Source organism: Roseobacter cerasinus (assembly GCF_009811755.1).
Taxonomy (GTDB): Bacteria; Pseudomonadota; Alphaproteobacteria; order Rhodobacterales; family Rhodobacteraceae; genus Roseobacter; species Roseobacter cerasinus.
In genome coordinates, this window is sequence record NZ_BLIV01000003.1 from 182837 (window position 1) to 198774 (window position 15938).

12 protein-coding genes are annotated in these 15938 nt (G+C 61.9%); 7 read left to right on the forward strand and 5 right to left on the reverse strand.

Features of this window, described 5'->3' with window-relative positions:
* Positions 1-33 precede the first annotated feature (33 nt).
* Positions 34-618, forward strand: a complete 585-nt coding sequence (locus So717_RS08430) for a DUF924 family protein (protein ID WP_159976002.1) — start codon at positions 34-36, stop codon at positions 616-618.
* Positions 619-743: 125 nt separating this feature from the next.
* On the forward strand, positions 744-2141 hold the full coding sequence (gene lpdA, locus So717_RS08435) for a dihydrolipoyl dehydrogenase (protein WP_159976004.1): 1398 nt from the start codon (positions 744-746) through the stop codon (positions 2139-2141).
* A 244-nt stretch (positions 2142-2385) separates the two neighbouring features.
* Here lpdA and So717_RS08440 read toward each other — a convergent pair whose 3' ends face one another.
* The gene (locus tag So717_RS08440) at positions 2386-4380 is read right to left on the reverse strand and encodes an acyltransferase family protein (RefSeq protein WP_159976006.1); all 1995 of its coding nucleotides are present in this window, start codon (positions 4378-4380) and stop codon (positions 2386-2388) included.
* 94 nt (positions 4381-4474) lie between these two features.
* Positions 4475-4813: a hypothetical protein gene (locus tag So717_RS08445; RefSeq protein ID WP_159976008.1), complete on the reverse strand. Its 339-nt coding sequence runs from the start codon at positions 4811-4813 to the stop codon at positions 4475-4477.
* A gap of 151 nt (positions 4814-4964) precedes the next feature.
* On the opposite strand from So717_RS08445, the gene So717_RS08450 reads away from it, so the two are divergent.
* Together So717_RS08450 and uvrA are read left to right on the forward strand one after the other, a co-directional pair.
* A complete protein-coding gene (locus So717_RS08450) occupies positions 4965-6122 on the forward strand; it encodes an MFS transporter (RefSeq protein ID WP_159976010.1) in 1158 nt (385 codons plus the stop codon).
* Between the two features lie 80 nt (positions 6123-6202).
* Positions 6203-9076: an excinuclease ABC subunit UvrA gene (uvrA, locus tag So717_RS08455; protein ID WP_159976012.1), complete on the forward strand. Its 2874-nt coding sequence runs from the start codon at positions 6203-6205 to the stop codon at positions 9074-9076.
* 138 nt (positions 9077-9214) lie between these two features.
* Here the strand turns inward: uvrA and mmsB are convergent, their stop codons facing one another.
* Positions 9215-11140 (reverse strand): 3-hydroxyisobutyrate dehydrogenase, encoded by a 1926-nt coding sequence (gene mmsB / locus So717_RS08460; RefSeq protein WP_159976014.1) that lies wholly within the window; start codon positions 11138-11140, stop codon positions 9215-9217.
* A gap of 64 nt (positions 11141-11204) precedes the next feature.
* Positions 11205-12704, reverse strand: coding sequence for a CoA-acylating methylmalonate-semialdehyde dehydrogenase (locus So717_RS08465; protein WP_159976016.1), 1500 nt, complete (start codon positions 12702-12704; stop codon positions 11205-11207).
* Positions 12705-12847: 143 nt separating this feature from the next.
* On the opposite strand from So717_RS08465, the gene So717_RS08470 reads away from it, so the two are divergent.
* The 3 genes from So717_RS08470 (at position 12848) to coaD (ending at position 14815) form a co-directional block, all read left to right on the forward strand.
* Entirely contained in the window at positions 12848-13744 is an 897-nt protein-coding gene (locus So717_RS08470; RefSeq protein ID WP_159977099.1) for a LysR family transcriptional regulator, read from the forward strand.
* A 60-nt stretch (positions 13745-13804) separates the two neighbouring features.
* The gene (locus So717_RS08475; protein WP_159976018.1) at positions 13805-14239 is read left to right on the forward strand and encodes a CBS domain-containing protein; all 435 of its coding nucleotides are present in this window, start codon (positions 13805-13807) and stop codon (positions 14237-14239) included.
* Positions 14240-14317: 78 nt separating this feature from the next.
* On the forward strand, positions 14318-14815 hold the full coding sequence (gene coaD, locus So717_RS08480) for a pantetheine-phosphate adenylyltransferase (RefSeq protein ID WP_159976020.1): 498 nt from the start codon (positions 14318-14320) through the stop codon (positions 14813-14815).
* 97 nt (positions 14816-14912) lie between these two features.
* Here the strand turns inward: coaD and gap are convergent, their stop codons facing one another.
* Positions 14913-15914, reverse strand: a complete 1002-nt coding sequence (gene gap, locus So717_RS08485; protein WP_159976023.1) for a type I glyceraldehyde-3-phosphate dehydrogenase — start codon at positions 15912-15914, stop codon at positions 14913-14915.
* Positions 15915-15938 lie beyond the last annotated feature (24 nt).

Below are 15938 nucleotides of genomic sequence, written 5' to 3' on the forward strand. Positions count from 1 at the left end.
CACGTGAGTGTTTGTGAGTGAGGAGTGAATGTAATGGTAAGCCCTGACGAGATTTTGAGCTTTTGGCTGGACGAGGTTGGCCCGGACGGCTGGTATAAACAGTCCGACGCGCTGGACGCCACCATACGGACCCGGTTTGAAGAGACCTGGCACGGAGCCTGCGAGGGGCGCTTTTCCCTCTGGTTGACATATCCCTCCGGCGCATTGGCCTACATCATTCTGATGGATCAGCTCTCGCGCAATATGTTCCGTGGATCCGCAAAAGCCTTTGCCAGTGACAGGGTCGCGCTTGCCGCGGCGAAATCGGCCATCGACAAGAACTGGGATCTCAAGATCGATGAGCCCGCGCGGCAGTTCTTCTACCTGCCCCTAATGCATTCCGAGAACCTGTGCGATCAGGAGCGCTGTGTGCGGCTGATGTGCGAAAGGATGCCGGAGCATGGCGCGAGCAACCTGCTGCACGCGCAGGCGCATCGGGCTGTGATCCGTGAATTCGGTCGCTTCCCCTTCCGCAATGAAGCATTGGCCCGCACCCCGACACCTGCGGAGACCGCATTTGCAGCGCGTGGTGGATACGGTGACGTGCTGCGCAGCCTGGAGCTGTCCAGGGCGGCCTGAACCCGAATACAGTATCTGATAAAATCACGGGGCGCGCATATGTCGCGCGCCTCTTCTGGTTGTCGCGGGGCCGGAAGTAGTTTAATGGTAAACTATCTTCTGACAGCTACACGCGAGGACATGTCATGGCTGCGAAATCCTTTGATCTGATTGTGATTGGCGCAGGCCCGGGTGGCTATGTGGCCGCGATCCGTGGCGCGCAGCTTGGCATGTCGGTGGCCATCATTGAACGTGAGCATCTGGGTGGGATTTGCCTCAACTGGGGCTGTATCCCGACCAAGGCGATGCTGCGCTCCTCCGAAGTCTTCCACCTCATGCACCGCGCCAAGGAGTTTGGTCTGAAGGCCGACAATGTGGGCTATGACCTCGACGCCGTGGTCAAACGGTCACGCCAGGTGGCGGGGCAGCTCTCAGGCGGGATCGGCCATCTGATGAAGAAAAACAAGGTCACCGTCGTGATGGGCGAGGCCACGATCCCCGCCAAGGGTAAGGTCACGGTGAAGACCGAAAAGGGCACCGAGGAGCTGACTGCGAAAAACATCGTACTGGCGACGGGTGCGCGGGCGCGTGAATTGCCGGGGCTGGAGGCGGATGGCGATCTGGTCTGGACTTACAAGCACGCGCTGCAGCCCAAGCACATGCCCAAGAAGCTGTTGGTTATTGGATCAGGCGCCATCGGCATCGAATTCGCCAGCTTTTATAACACGCTTGGCGCCGACACGACCGTGGTCGAGGTGATGGACCGGGTTCTGCCTGTCGAAGACGCGGAGATTTCCGCCTTTGCGAAGAAAAGCTTCGAGAAGCAGGGCATGAAGATCATGCAGAAGGCCATGGTCAAGCAGCTCGACCGGGGCAAGGGCAAGGTTACGGCCCATATCGAAACGGGCGGCAAGACAGAGAAACACGAATTCGACACGGTGATCTCCGCCGTGGGCATCGTCGGCAATGTCGAAGGCCTGGGGCTGGAGGCGCTTGGCGTCAAGATCGACCGCACCCATGTCGTGACGGATGAGTTCTGCCGCACCGGCGTTGATGGCCTTTACGCCATCGGCGACATCGCAGGCGCCCCCTGGCTCGCGCACAAGGCCAGCCATGAAGGTGTCATGGTTGCGGAACTGATCGCGGGTCATAATGACGTGCATCCCGTGAAGCCTGAGAGCATCGCGGGCTGCACCTACTGCCACCCGCAAGTCGCCTCCGTTGGCTATTCCGAGGCCAAGGCCAAGGAGCTGGGGTATGAGATCAAGGTGGGCCGCTTCCCCTTCATCGGCAATGGTAAGGCCATCGCGCTGGGTGAGCAGGAAGGCATGATCAAGACGGTCTTTGATGCGAAGACAGGCGAGCTTTTGGGTGCGCATATGGTCGGCGCGGAAGTGACCGAGCTGATCCAGGGGTATGTGGTGGGTCGGCAGTTGGAGACCACGGAAGAAGACCTGATGAACACCGTCTTCCCGCACCCAACGCTGTCTGAGATGATGCATGAAAGCGTGCTCGACGCCTACGGGCGCGTCATTCACATGTAGCTGCGCCTGAGGCCCCCGCATTGTATCTATGGGCGCTGTGGTCTGGGCGACCGCAGCTACAGGGTGTGCTCAGACACTGCTGACGCGAGATGGTGGTTTCACCGGGACCATTCAACTGACACGTGGCTGGGCCTGTCCAACCTAAAGCGTCATGCGAAAAACCTGACTCACATAACGCTGCCTGAAATCATAGATTTCAACGCGTGACGTGATGTGCGATGTTTCAGGTATTTCGTCAGACGCTCTAGTTGAGAAGAGCCGCCGCCCAATTCATCAGCACCTTTGACGCGCCGACGCTCAGATGATCATCATCCGAGTAGTAGCTGGATGATGGATCTCCGAAAGAACAGATGCCTTGCGGCTCGCAAAGCACATCTGCCGGATCGTGCAGACTCACCCGTTCGGAAAGGTTGGCCGTGTGGGTCAGACGTGCTTTGACCTCTCCGGTAAAGGCTTGATGCGCTTCAGCGGACACCGCGCTAAGGCGGAGAACGTCGCCGCCATGACGAAAGTGTTCGTTGAAGACCTGCTTCGGGTCATATCTCTGATGAGGAACCTGCGCGACAAAGCTGATCCGAGCGCCAGCGTCGTTGTACATGCTGACAGTAGTATCCAACGCGGCCCCGAGGATATCAATCCGCTCTTGCCGGCTGTTGGCCCACTCCTGCCCTGGGTGGCGGATGTTTTGTGTGTAGCCGCAGTCCTCCTTGGGTTCGCCGCAAACATAGTAGTTCCAGCGTGATGAAAAGATCACCTTTGGGATCTCATTCGCCCTGACAAACTCCAGAACGCGTGCGGCCAGTTGCAGACATTGCCCCGACAGCGGCTCACCCCGCCGCGGTTCCAGGTCAGATAGAAGCGGGCAACCCGATCGTGCGATCAGCAGCCCGGCTTTTCCGTCCCTTAGGGCTGCGGCGTGCAGGGTCGCCGCCAGAGCGTCTGCATGACTGTCGCCGATCAGAAGAAAAGACACCGCCGATGTTCCGGCGCCCATCTTGCACCAGCTCTCAATTTCCAGGAAATTGTCCTGATCAACACAGCGTGGCGCCTGCGCTTCCGGTCGCTCATAGGTTTTGAAGCTGGCCATGAATTCCGGCGGGATCGCGTCGTAGCTTTCATCGATACTGCGGTTCAACAGGAGGGCGCCAACCAGGCACAATCCGGCAAGCGGTGTGCCGACGATGACTGCAAATCGCCGCACCGAAAATACTTTTGCCCGTCTGAACGGCTGTTCAACCCATCTCCATGTGGCCCAGGCCAGCAAGACGGAGGTGACGATGCCGAAGGAGACAAGGACAGGGTCGGAGATCCCATCGTTCCAGACCCGGAGATAGGCGAAGATCGGAAAATGCCAAAGATAGAGCGAATAGGATATCAACCCGACAGCAACGAACGCCCGGCTGGACAACAACTTGATCGCGGGGTCCTTTGGGTTTGCAAATCCGATGATGAAGACAGCACCAAGAACCGGCAGAAGGGTCAGAAGGGAGGGGTGTGCTGTGTTGTCTGTAAAGGTTGCAATGGCCCCCAGTATCATCAGCAGCCCAACCGACGGCATGTACCGCGCAAACGCGCCTGAAACAGCGAGCCGACCGCCCGGCACAAGAGCCAGAAGCGACCCCAGCAGCAATTCCCAGGCGCGTGTCACCGGGAGAAAGAAATTGGCGTCGAAATGCCGCCCTGACAGATACTGCGCCAGCATCAGAGACGCCAAGGCAAGACTGAACAGCAGCCACATGCGGACGTTCAAGCTGACACCCGCCAAACAGATCATAAGCAGCGGGAAGAGAAGATAAAACTGCTCTTCGACAGACAGGCTCCAGGTGTGCAGCAATGGCTTTAGCTGGCTGATTTCGGCGGTGTAGCTGTCCTCAAACAAGAAGAAAAAGTTCGAGTAGAAGAGGATGGAAGACAGGATGGAGCCGGAAAACTCGCGCAGGGCTGCAGGAGACAGAAGGACAGGCGCAACCATGGCTGCGGCCAGCAGGACACAGGTCAGCGCCGGTAGAATGCGCCGCGCGCGGCGTTCGTAGAACGTTTTGATCGAGAACTGACCGCTGTCGAGTTCCAGAGCAATGAGCCGCGTGATGAGAAAGCCTGATATGACAAAGAAAATGTCGACCCCGAGGTAGCCGCCCTGCGCAATGCGCGCGCCATCAACCACGTATCTGGAGTGGTAGAGGACAACGGACCCAACGGAGACTGCCCTCAAGCTATCGATTTCAGGTCTGTATTTCATTGTACGTCAGTCAGACCTATCCCTATCCGCTCTGGAATCAGGCGTCTCCAGCCCATTCGCCGTCGGACAGTGGTGCGCTACAATTGCGCGCCCGTCAATGTGATCTGACCTCTGCGCGGCACGCAGCCCTTTGCCATACCTTGCGTGCCTTGCTGAGACGCCAGACCAACGGTGCGGACAGCAGCAAGAGCGGCAGGGCAAAGGCGCGATAGGTTATCTGGGCGTTAAAGCCCAGATATGCGCTCCAGGATCCGTTGAACAGCAGCAAGCTCTCCTCGATGCTGCTGCCTTCAAAGCCCAAGGCGCTGTGCAACACGAATTGCGCCAAAAAGAGGGTGACAGCTGCGTTCAGAAAACCCGGCAGCCCCCAACGCAGGGGCATCAAAACGCCGAAAGCCAGCGCTGCGGTCGAAACGGCAAGGGTCAGGATCATGGCAAAAGGTCCAGAGATAGCGTCGATGTCTGCGTCTACCTAAGGGCAGCCGGTCAAAACCCAAGGCGGATCGGTCTCACGTTGTGGTGACACGCGTGGCCAATTGCACGGGTCTGCATCCTCTGTCATGCAGGCGGCAAGGAGAACGATCATGCAGACAACATCCTGGGGGCTTGTCCTCACGCTCTGGGGTGCCGGCCTTGGGGCGGCAGCTCAATACGGCAAGTTCAGCGCGATTTTCGACCAACTGCCAGAGGTTTACCCGGAGGCGGGAGCCGCACTGGGGCTGATTGTGTCGGTTGTCGGGTTGCTCGGCATTTTTTTCGGCGTGGCAGCAGGGCTGATGGTGGCGCGCATCCGCTATCGCCGGGCGCTGCTCTGGGCGCTGTGGGTGGGGGCGGCGCTGTCGCTGTTCCAGGCCTTGCTGCCGCCGCTGCCCTGGATGCTGGTCAGCCGCGCGCTGGAGGGGCTGTCGCATCTGGCGATTGTGGTCGCGGCCCCCACGCTGATCGCGCAGATCTGCGCACCGGAGGATCGGGGGCTGGCGCTGACCCTCTGGGGCACCTTCTTTGGTGTGGCCTTTACCATCCTCGCCTGGGCTGGGCTGCCGCTGGTGGATCTGGCCGGGATTCCGGCACTTCTTGCGGCCCATGGCGCCTACATGGCGCTTTTTGCGGTGGTCCTTGGCGTGCGGCTGACGGCGGTTGAACCGGAGGGGGCCACGCCCAGGCTGTCTTTCAGTCGTATTGCGCAGGATCATGTAGAGATCTATCGCTCGCCCTATGTCGCTGCGCCGGCCGTTGGCTGGCTGTTCTACACCTTTTGCTTTGTATCGATTCTGACGGTGCTGCCTGGCTACATCGCGCCCGGATCGCGTGCCTTTGTGATGGGGGCCATGCCGTTGGTCAGCATCGCCTCCTCCATGAGCCTTGGAGTGTTTCTGCTGCGCCGTGTGTCCGCGGTAAGCGTGGTAGTGCTCGGCTTTGGCGGCAGCGTACTGGCCATGGTCTGGCTGTGGCTGGCACCCGGATTGCCCATGGCCTGTCTGGCGCTGGCTGCGACCATGGGGCTCATTCAAGGGGCGAGCTTTGCCGCCGTGCCGCAGCTGAACGACACGGCTGCGACGCAGGCGCAGGCAAACGGGGCCATGGCGCAGACCGGCAACATCGGCAATACGCTGGGCACCCCGATCATGGCCATCACTGCAGGCAGTTTCGGCTATGCCGGGCTGCCAATGCTGGCCGGTCTCGCCTTTGTCGTTGGGGGCTGCCTGCATCTTGCTCTTGCCAGGAAACGTCAGCAGGCGTGAAGTTCCCGCTTCGTTCTCACTTTTTCATTGGCACTGTTCCGCATTCCGCCTATGTCTAAATCGTTGATGAGGGGTGGCGGATGGCTGAGCTGAAACACATCGAGGTGCGCGGCGCGCGCGAGCACAATCTCAAAGGCATCGACGTGGATATCCCACGCGACAAACTCGTTGTGATTACAGGGCTTTCCGGCTCGGGCAAATCTTCGCTCGCCTTCGATACGATCTATGCCGAGGGCCAACGCCGCTATGTCGAATCGCTGTCAGCTTACGCGCGGCAGTTCCTCGACATGATGCAGAAGCCGGATGTGGATCATATCGCCGGTCTGTCACCCGCCATCTCGATTGAGCAGAAAACCACCTCGAAGAACCCGCGCTCCACCGTCGGCACGGTGACCGAGATCTACGACTACATGCGCCTGCTCTTTGCCCGGGTCGGCACGCCATACTCGCCCGCCACCGGCAAGCCCATTGAGGCGCAGCAGGTGCAGGATATGGTCGATCGGATCATGGCCATGGAGGAGGGCACGCGCGCCTATCTTCTGGCGCCCATCATCCGCGACCGCAAGGGCGAGTACCGCAAGGAATTCCTCGAACTGCGCAAGCAGGGGTTCCAGCGGGTCAAGGTCGACGGGTCTTTCTATGAGTTGGACGAGCCGCCCACGCTCGACAAGAAGTTCCGCCATGACATCGACGTGGTCGTTGACCGCATCGTCGTGCGCGAAGGGCTGGAGACCCGCCTCGCCGACAGCCTGCGCACCGCGCTCGACCTCGCCGATGGCATTGCGATCCTTGAGACCGCGCCCACCGAGGGCGACCCCGAGCGCACCACCTTCTCGGAAAAATTTGCCTGCCCGGTCAGCGGCTTCACCATTCCCGAGATCGAGCCGCGCCTCTTCTCCTTCAACGCCCCCTTCGGCGCCTGCCCCGAGTGTGATGGCCTGGGCGTTGAGCTCTTCTTTGACGAACGTCTCGTGGTGCCCGACCAGAACCTGAAAATCGCCGATGGTGCGCTGGCCCCCTGGCGCAAGGGCAAGTCGCCTTACTTCCTGCAGACCATCGAGGCGCTGGCGAAACACTACAAGTTCAAGCAATCGACCAAGTGGAAGGACCTGCCGGAAAACGTGCAGCAGGTCTTCCTCTATGGTTCCGGCGAGGAAGAGATCGCCTTCCGTTATGACGAAGGGGGCCGTGTCTATCAGGTCACGCGCACCTTCGAGGGCGTGATCCCGAATATGGAGCGCCGCTATCGCGAGACCGACAGCAACTGGATCCGCGAGGAGTTCGAGCGCTATCAGAACAACCGCTCCTGTGGTGCCTGCGGCGGTTACCGGCTGCGCGAGGAAGCGCTGGCGGTGAAGCTTGGCCCGGCGGGCGCCGCGCTGCACGTGGGGCAGGTGGTCGAAATGTCGATCCGCGAGGCCTTTGACTGGTGCGAGACGGTGCCAAAGCATCTGACCGCGCAGAAGAACGAGATCGCCCGCGCCATCCTCAAGGAAATCCGCGAGCGCCTTGGGTTCCTCAACAACGTGGGCCTTGAATATCTCACGCTCAGCCGCAATGCGGGAACGCTTTCAGGCGGCGAGAGCCAGCGCATCCGGTTGGCGAGCCAGATTGGCTCCGGCCTCACCGGCGTGCTCTATGTGCTTGATGAGCCCTCCATCGGGCTGCACCAGCGCGACAATGACCGGCTGCTTTTGACGCTGAAAAACCTGCGTGATCAAGGCAACACGGTCATCGTGGTGGAACATGACGAGGAGGCAATCCGCGAGGCCGACTATGTCTTCGACATCGGCCCGGGCGCCGGGGTGCATGGCGGCGAGGTGGTCGCCCACGGCACCCCGCGCAAGATCGCCGCGTCGAAGAAGTCGATCACCGGGCAGTACCTCACCGGCGCCCGCGAAATCTCGGTGCCCGCCGACCGGCGCCCCGGCAAGGGCAAGTCCCTTCAAGTGGTTGGCGCGACAGGCAACAACCTGCAAAACGTGACCGCCGAGTATCCGCTGGGCAAATTCGTCTGTGTCACGGGCGTCTCGGGCGGTGGCAAGTCCACCCTGACCATCGAGACGCTGTTCAAGACCGCCTCAATGCGCCTCAATGGCGCGCGGCAGACGCCCGCGCCCTGCGAGACGATTCGCGGCTTGGAACACCTCGACAAGGTCATCGACATCGACCAGCGGCCCATCGGGCGTACGCCCCGCTCGAACCCGGCGACCTATACCGGCGCCTTCACGCCCATCCGTGACTGGTTCGCCGGGCTGCCCGAAGCGAAGGCGCGCGGCTACAAGCCCGGGCGCTTCAGCTTCAACGTAAAAGGCGGGCGCTGCGAGGCCTGCCAAGGCGATGGCGTGATCAAGATCGAGATGCACTTCCTGCCGGACGTCTACGTGGAATGCGAGACCTGCAAGGGCCAGCGCTACAACCGCGAGACGCTGGAGATCAAGTTCAAGGGCAAGAGCATCGCGGATGTGCTCGACATGACCGTCGAGGACGCGCAGGCGTTCTTCTCCGCCGTGCCGTCCATTCGCGAGAAGATGGACGCGCTGATGCGTGTGGGGTTGGGCTATATCAAAGTGGGCCAGCAGGCGACGACGCTCTCGGGCGGCGAGGCGCAGCGGGTCAAGCTGTCGAAGGAGCTGTCAAAGCGCTCCACGGGCCGGACGCTCTATATCCTCGACGAGCCGACGACGGGGCTGCACTTCGAGGACGTGCGCAAGCTTCTGGAGGTGCTGCACGAGTTGGTCGATCAGGGCAACTCTGTGATCGTGATCGAGCACAATCTGGACGTGGTGAAAACGGCCGACCACATCATCGACATCGGCCCCGAAGGCGGGGATGGTGGCGGGCAGATTGTGGCCACGGGGACCCCGGAACAGGTGGCGGAGATTTTGGAAAGCTACACCGGCAAATATCTCAAACCGATGCTCACGCAGGCCAAGCGCGTGGCAGCTGAATAGGAGCGCCGAGGCGGTGCCGGGCGGGGCACGCTGCGCGTGCCCCGCCCGGCACCGCCTCACCCCCAGATCAACCCTTGGCGCAGGCTTGCATGGGCTGTCGCTGCGGCGCCAACATGATCGCAGTCCCGTCGGTGTGCATCACTCAGGTCGCCCCTGTTTCACGAAGCGGGGCAGCATTGCGGAAAAATCCAGACCCAACCCGTCTTCATCCTCGACGAACTGGCGATAAAGCTCCATTGCTTGTGCGCCCATGGGCGTGTCTGCCCCCACCGCCTCAGCGGCTTGTTGTGACAGCCGTAGGTCTTTCAGCATCAGCTCCGCCGCAAATCCCGGCTGATACCCGTTGTCTGCCGGGCTTTGCGGACCCACCCCGGGTGCGGGACAATAGGCGTTCATCGACCAGGAATAGCCTGAGGAGGTGCTGACCACGTCGAACATCCTCGCGCGGTCGAGGCCCAGCTTATCCGCGAGGGCAAAGGCCTCGCAGGTGGCGATCATGGTGGCCCCGAGGATCATGTTGTTGCAGATCTTGGCTGCCTGACCAGCGCCCGCCGCGCCGCAGTGCACCGCTTTCTGACCCATGATCTCAAAGAGCGGCTGGGCCTTTGCAAATGCCGCCTCCGAGCCGCCTGCCATGAAGGTCAGCGTGCCCGCTGCCGCACCGCCGATGCCGCCTGAGACAGGCGCATCCACAAATATCTGCCCGTTGTCCGCTGCCACTGCTGCCACTGCGCGGGCGCTGTCCACGTCGACAGTGGAACAATCCAGCAGCAGGGCTCCGGAGGCCATCGCCGGAAGCACCTCGGCGGCCACAGTGCGCAGAATGTCGCCGTTGGGCAGCATCGTCAAAACGACATCGGCGCCCTCTGCCGCCGCGGCCGCAGTGTTGGCCATCTGGACACCTGTCACCTCTTTGACCACCGTGTCATATCCGGCGACGACATAGCCCGCCCTGGCGAGGTTGGCGGCCATGGGCGCGCCCATATTGCCGAGGCCCACAAAGCCGATCTTGAGTGCGTTCACAGGTGTCTCCTCCAGTACCAGTGCGTTTTCCCCAAGGGGCATCAGCATCTTGCTGACCGAAGCCGCGGGCACGGACAGATCAGGATACTGCCACTTCGGGCTGCGGTCCTTGTCGATAATCGCTGCCCGAATGCCTTCCAGAAAATCGCCATGCTCCATCGCGCGATAGGTAAAGCGATACTCCAGCCCCAGCGCCTTGGCGATGCTCAGCGAGGGGCCGCGCAGCCGGTGGATCAGCTCCACCGTGCAAGCCATGGAAAGCGGGCTGTTGCGCGCCATCAGGGCGAGTGTGTCTTCGGCAAAGCTGCCTTCATCATGGCCTAGGCTGTTGGTGATATCACCCAGTTGCTCGCCACCGAAATGTTGGTCGATTTGCGCTTGCCGGGAGGACAGAGCGCCTGTGGGCGGCTCGGTTGCTGCCTCCGCGAGGGTGTCGCAAGCCGCTCCGCCTTCAAGCGCGCGGATGAGGTCGGGCCAGGTGGCCTCGTCGATGTGGTGATCGGCAAACCCGGCATAGATCGCATCTGCCGCCGCCATGCGGGCACCTGTGGTCCCGAGGTATTCGCCAAGCCGTCCGGGCGCCAGCGCCAGCATCAGTGAGCCACCCACATCCGGAATCAGCCCAATGCCGCATTCGGGCATGGCGATCTTGCTGCTTTGCCCCACGATCCGATGTGATCCGTGGCAGCCGATGCCGACCCCGCCGCCCATGGTAAAGCCCTGCAGGAAAGACACCACCGGCTTGGGATAGTTGAAGATTTTGGCGTTCAGCCGGTATTCATCCGCCCAGAAGCGGCGACCGTAGGTGAAGTCACCTGCGGTGCCGGTCTGATACATCTCGGCGATGTCGCCGCCCGCGCAAAAGGCGCGGTCACCTTCCGCATCAATGACAATATGGGCCACGCCCGGGTCCGCGCGCCACTGGTCCAAGGCGGCTTCGATCGCCAGGCACATCTCGTAGGTCAGCGCGTTCAGCGCCTGTGGTCGGGCCAGGGTGATGCGCCCGGCAACGCCAGTGGTACGGATGTGAATATCGGTCATCTCAGGGGCCATCGCATTGGGGCTGAAGACAAAGGGCAGCCCCGCGAGGCTGCCCGGTTTGCTCTTACTCCATCACCGGGATGGAGAATTCGCCGCCTTCCTTGATGCCCGAGGGCCAGCGGGAGGTGACGGTTTTGGTGCGGGTGTAGAACTTGAAGGCGTCCGGCCCGTGTTGGTTGAGATCGCCAAAGACGGACTTCTTCCAGCCCCCGAAAGTGTGATAGGCCAGCGGCACCGGGATCGGCACGTTGATGCCCACCATGCCCACATTCACGCGGTTGGCAAAGTCGCGCGCGGCGTCCCCGTCGCGGGTGAAGATCGCGGTGCCATTGCCGTATTCGTGGTCCATGGCGAGTCTCAGCGCTTCCGCATAGCTCTGCGCGCGCACGGTGGAGAGCACCGGCCCGAAGATCTCGGTCGTGTAGATGTCCATGTCCTTGGTCACGTTGTCGAAGAGGTGCGGGCCGACGAAGAACCCGTCTTCATAGCCCTGCAGGCTGAAATCGCGCCCATCAACCACCAGCTTGGCCCCCTGGTCGATGCCTGACTGTACGAGGCGTTCGATGTTGGCCTTGGCGGCTGCGGTCACAACGGGGCCATAGTCCACGTCTGTGCCCGCCGTGTAGGGGCCGACTTTCAGCTTTTCGATGCGCGGCACCAGCGCGTCGATCAGACGGTCTGCGGTCTCGTCGCCCACCGGCACGGCGACGGAGATGGCCATGCAACGCTCACCTGCCGCGCCATAGCCCGCGCCTACCAGTGCATCTGCCGCCTGGTCCATATCCGCATCGGGCATGACGATCATGTGGTTCTTCGCGCCGCCGAAGCACTGCACGCGTTTGCCTTGCGCGCAGCCGGTGCCATAGATGTATTCCGCAATCGGGGTAGAGCCGACAAAACCGATGGATTGGATTGTCTGGTCATAGAGGATCGCATCGACGGCTTCCTTGTCGCCGTTCACCACCTGCAGGATGCCCTTGGGCAGGCCCGCTTCCTCCATTAGTTCGGCCAGCATCAAGGGCACGGAGGGGTCGCGTTCGGACGGTTTCAGGATGAATGCATTGCCACAGGCGATGGCGGGCGCGAACATCCACATGGGGATCATAGCGGGGAAGTTGAAGGGCGTAATCCCGGCGGTCACACCCAAGGCTTGGCGCATGGAATACATGTCGATGCCTGGGCCTGCGCTGTCGGTGTATTCGCCTTTCAGAAGCTGCGGCGCGCCGATGCAGTATTCCACCACCTCAAGCCCGCGCTGCACGTCACCGGCGGCATCCGGCAAGGTCTTGCCATGCTCGCGGCTCAGCGCTTCGGCCAGCTTGTTCATGTCGCGGTTCAGAAGGTCCACGAATTTCATCAGCACCCGCGCGCGGCGCTGCGGGTTCACGGCAGCCCAGCCGGGTTGAGCGGCGGCGGCATAGGCCACGGCCTGCTCCACTTCCGCCTTGGAGGCGAGCGGGCATTTCGCCTGCACCTCGCCGGTGGCCGGGTTCATCACGTCGGCAAAGCGGCCCGACGTGCCCTTCACATGCGCGCCGTTGAGGTAGTGGGTGAGTTCTTGCATGGCTGTTCTCCGCAGGGGTGGCCCCGGTTGGGGGGATTTGCAGAGAGCATAGGCTTGCAAAAAGCGGGGTAAAAGAGGGAAGGTGGCAAAAGCATTTTGCATTTCTGCAAAATGGCCGGGTGGCTTGCGGAGAGGGATGCGCGATGGAGGCCAATTGGGACGACCTGCGCCTGTTTCTCGCCGTGGCGCGGGAGCACTCCTTGTCGGGGGCGGGCAAGCTGCTGCGGCTGGACCCGGCGACGCTGGGGCGGCGGATGCAGCGGTTGGAAACAGCATTGCAGCTCACGCTTTTTGCGAAATCACCGCAGGGCTATGCGCTGACCGATGCGGGGCAGTCCTTGCTGGTGCGGGCGGAGAAGGCGGAGCGGGCGATGCGGGCGGCGGTGGCGGACCAGCCCGTGGCTTCGGACGGGTTAAGCGGGCAGGTCCGCATCGGGGCACCGGACGGCTGTGCCAACTACCTCTTGCCGCAGGTCTGCGCCGCGATTTCCGACCAGAACCCCGATCTGGATTTGCAGATCGTGGCGCTGCCGCGCGTGTTCAACCTGTCGCGGCGCGAGGCGGATATGGCGATTGCTGTGAGCGCCCCCACCGCCGGGCGGCTGGTGGTACAGAAGATCACTGACTACCGCCTGCACCTCGCCGCCTCCGACGCCTATCTGGCGGCGCGTGAGCACATCGCGCGGGTGCAGGATCTGCGACAGCATCGGGTGGTGGGCTACATCCCCGACATGATCTTTGATCAGGAGCTGGACTATCTCAGCGATCTTGGGGTCAACCGCGTGCCGCTGGCGTCGAATTCCGTCTCCGTTCAGATCAACTGGATCCGGCAGGGCGGGGGCGTCGGCATCGCACATGACTTTTCACTGCCCGCCGTGCCGGGTGTGCTGCGCATTCTGACCGATCAGATCAGCCTCACGCGCGCATTCTACCTGATCCGGCACGCAGATGATCAGCGTAACCCCAGGTTGAGCCACTTGGCGCAGGCGCTGACCGCAGGTTTGCGCGCAGAGGTTGTAAGACTCGAAGCGCTGGCTTGACTTGATGCGGGTTTGCGGTGACGCTGGAGAGGTCTTCAACGCGTCAAGAGGAGGTGCGGCATGTTGGTGTCCCAGATTTTGAAAACCAAGGCTTTACATGACATTGTCACGGTGTCCCCGGCGACCTTGGTGGCCGAAGCGGCCAAGATGCTGTCGGAGAAACGCATCGGGACGGTGGTTGTCTCGCGGGATGGCAACAGCGCGGACGGCATTCTTTCGGAACGGGACATTGTGCGCGAAATCGGGGCGCGCGGGGCGGGGTGCCTGTCGCGCCCCGTCGAGGATCTGATGACCACCAAGCTCATCACTTGCACCAGCAATGATGCCGCTGACGCGGTGCTGCAAAAGATGACGGACGGGCGGTTTCGTCATATGCCGGTGCTGGAGGGCGGCAAGCTGATCGGTGTGGTCTCGCTGGGGGATGTGGTGAAGGCCAAGCTCATGGAACTGTCGATGGAGAAAAACGCGCTGGAAGGCATGATCATGGGGCATTGAACGCGCGCGCGTTACCCTCTTGCATTTGCCGGGCTGAAATGATCGTGTGCCCGCAGTACTCACGACAGGAGAGCCCAGATGCGCGTTGGACTCTATCCCGGAACCTTTGACCCGATCACCCTGGGCCATATCGATATCATCCGGCGCGCCTCCGTCCTGTTGGACCGGCTGGTCGTGGGCGTGGCGATCAATCGCGACAAGGGGCCGTTGTTTGATCTGGAAGACCGAGTGGCGCTGATTGAGGCGGAGTGTTCGGGCCTTGCCGAGCAGACGGGTGTCGAGATCGTAGTGCACCCGTTCGAGAACCTGCTGATTGATTGCGCGCGAGATGTGGGCGCGCAGATCATTGTGCGCGGTCTGCGCGCTGTGGCGGACTTTGAGTATGAATATCAGATGGTTGGCATGAACCGGCAGCTCGATGATACGATCGAGACGGTGTTCCTGATGGCCGAGGCGCAGCATCAGGCGATTGCCAGCAAGCTGGTGAAAGAGATCGCGCGTCTGGACGGCGATATCAGCAAGTTTGTAACGCCGCCGGTGCGGGATGCGCTGTTGTCGCGGCTGGGAAAGTCCTAGCGCAATACGATGGGCAGGAAGCGTCCTTGCCCCCATGCGAGGGGGCGCGGACGCTGCCTGACGAGGCTCGTCAGGCCACCCAGCCGCGCCGTTGGCTCTAGAGCAGCTTGCCCATCCGCTCCGTGACCTCCAGAAGGCGGTTCGAAAACCCCCATTCGTTGTCATACCAGGCCAGAACGCGCACCCAGGTGCCATCCTGCACGCGAGTCTGGTCTTCGGCGAAGGTGGCGCTGGCGGCGGTCTGCTTGAGGTCGGAGGACACCAGTTTCCGGTCTGTGGTGGCGAGGATCCCGGCAAGCGGGCCGCGAGCGGCGGCGCGGAAGGCGGCGTTGACGGCATCCACATCCGTTGCCGTGGCCACCTCAACCGAGAGGTCAATGCAGGAGACGTTCAGCACTGGCACGCGGATCGCCTGGCCGGTGATGCGCCCAACCATCTCGGGCAGCACTTCGCCCAGGGTCTGCGCGGCCCCGGTTGTCGTAGGGATCATCGATTGCGCCGCTGCCCGCGCGCGGTAGAGATCGGCATGCGGCGCATCATGCAGGCTTTGATTGCTGGTGTAGCAATGCACGGTTGTCATCATGCCGCGTTTGATTGTGAAGGCGTCGTGCAGAACCTTCACGATGGGCACCAGGCAATTGGTGGTGCAGGAGCCGTTTGAGATCAGGCGATCGTCACCCAGGATCAGATCATCGTTCACACCGCGGATGATGGTTTTGGCCCCGCCTTTGGCGGGCGCTGAAAGCAGCACGCGGCGCGCGCCCCGCCGCAGGTGCGTGCGGGCGCGCACGGGGTCGGTGAACCGCCCGCTGCATTCCAGAACGATATCCAGATCCGGCCAGGTGATCATCTCCGGGTCCGGCACGGAGGTCATGTGAATGGCACCATAGCCGAGGTCCAGCCCGGCGTCGGTATAGCTCAGCGGCCCGCGATAGGGACCGTGCACTGAGTCGAACTCAAAGAGATGTGCCAGCGTCTCCGCTGATGCGGGGTCGTTGATGGCCACCACCTGCATGTCATCGCGCCCGCTTTCCATCAGCACGCGCAGCACGGTGCGCCCGATGCGGCCAAACCCGTTTATCCCAAGTCTGAGTGTCATGTGACGCCTTTCGAACTTCGTGCG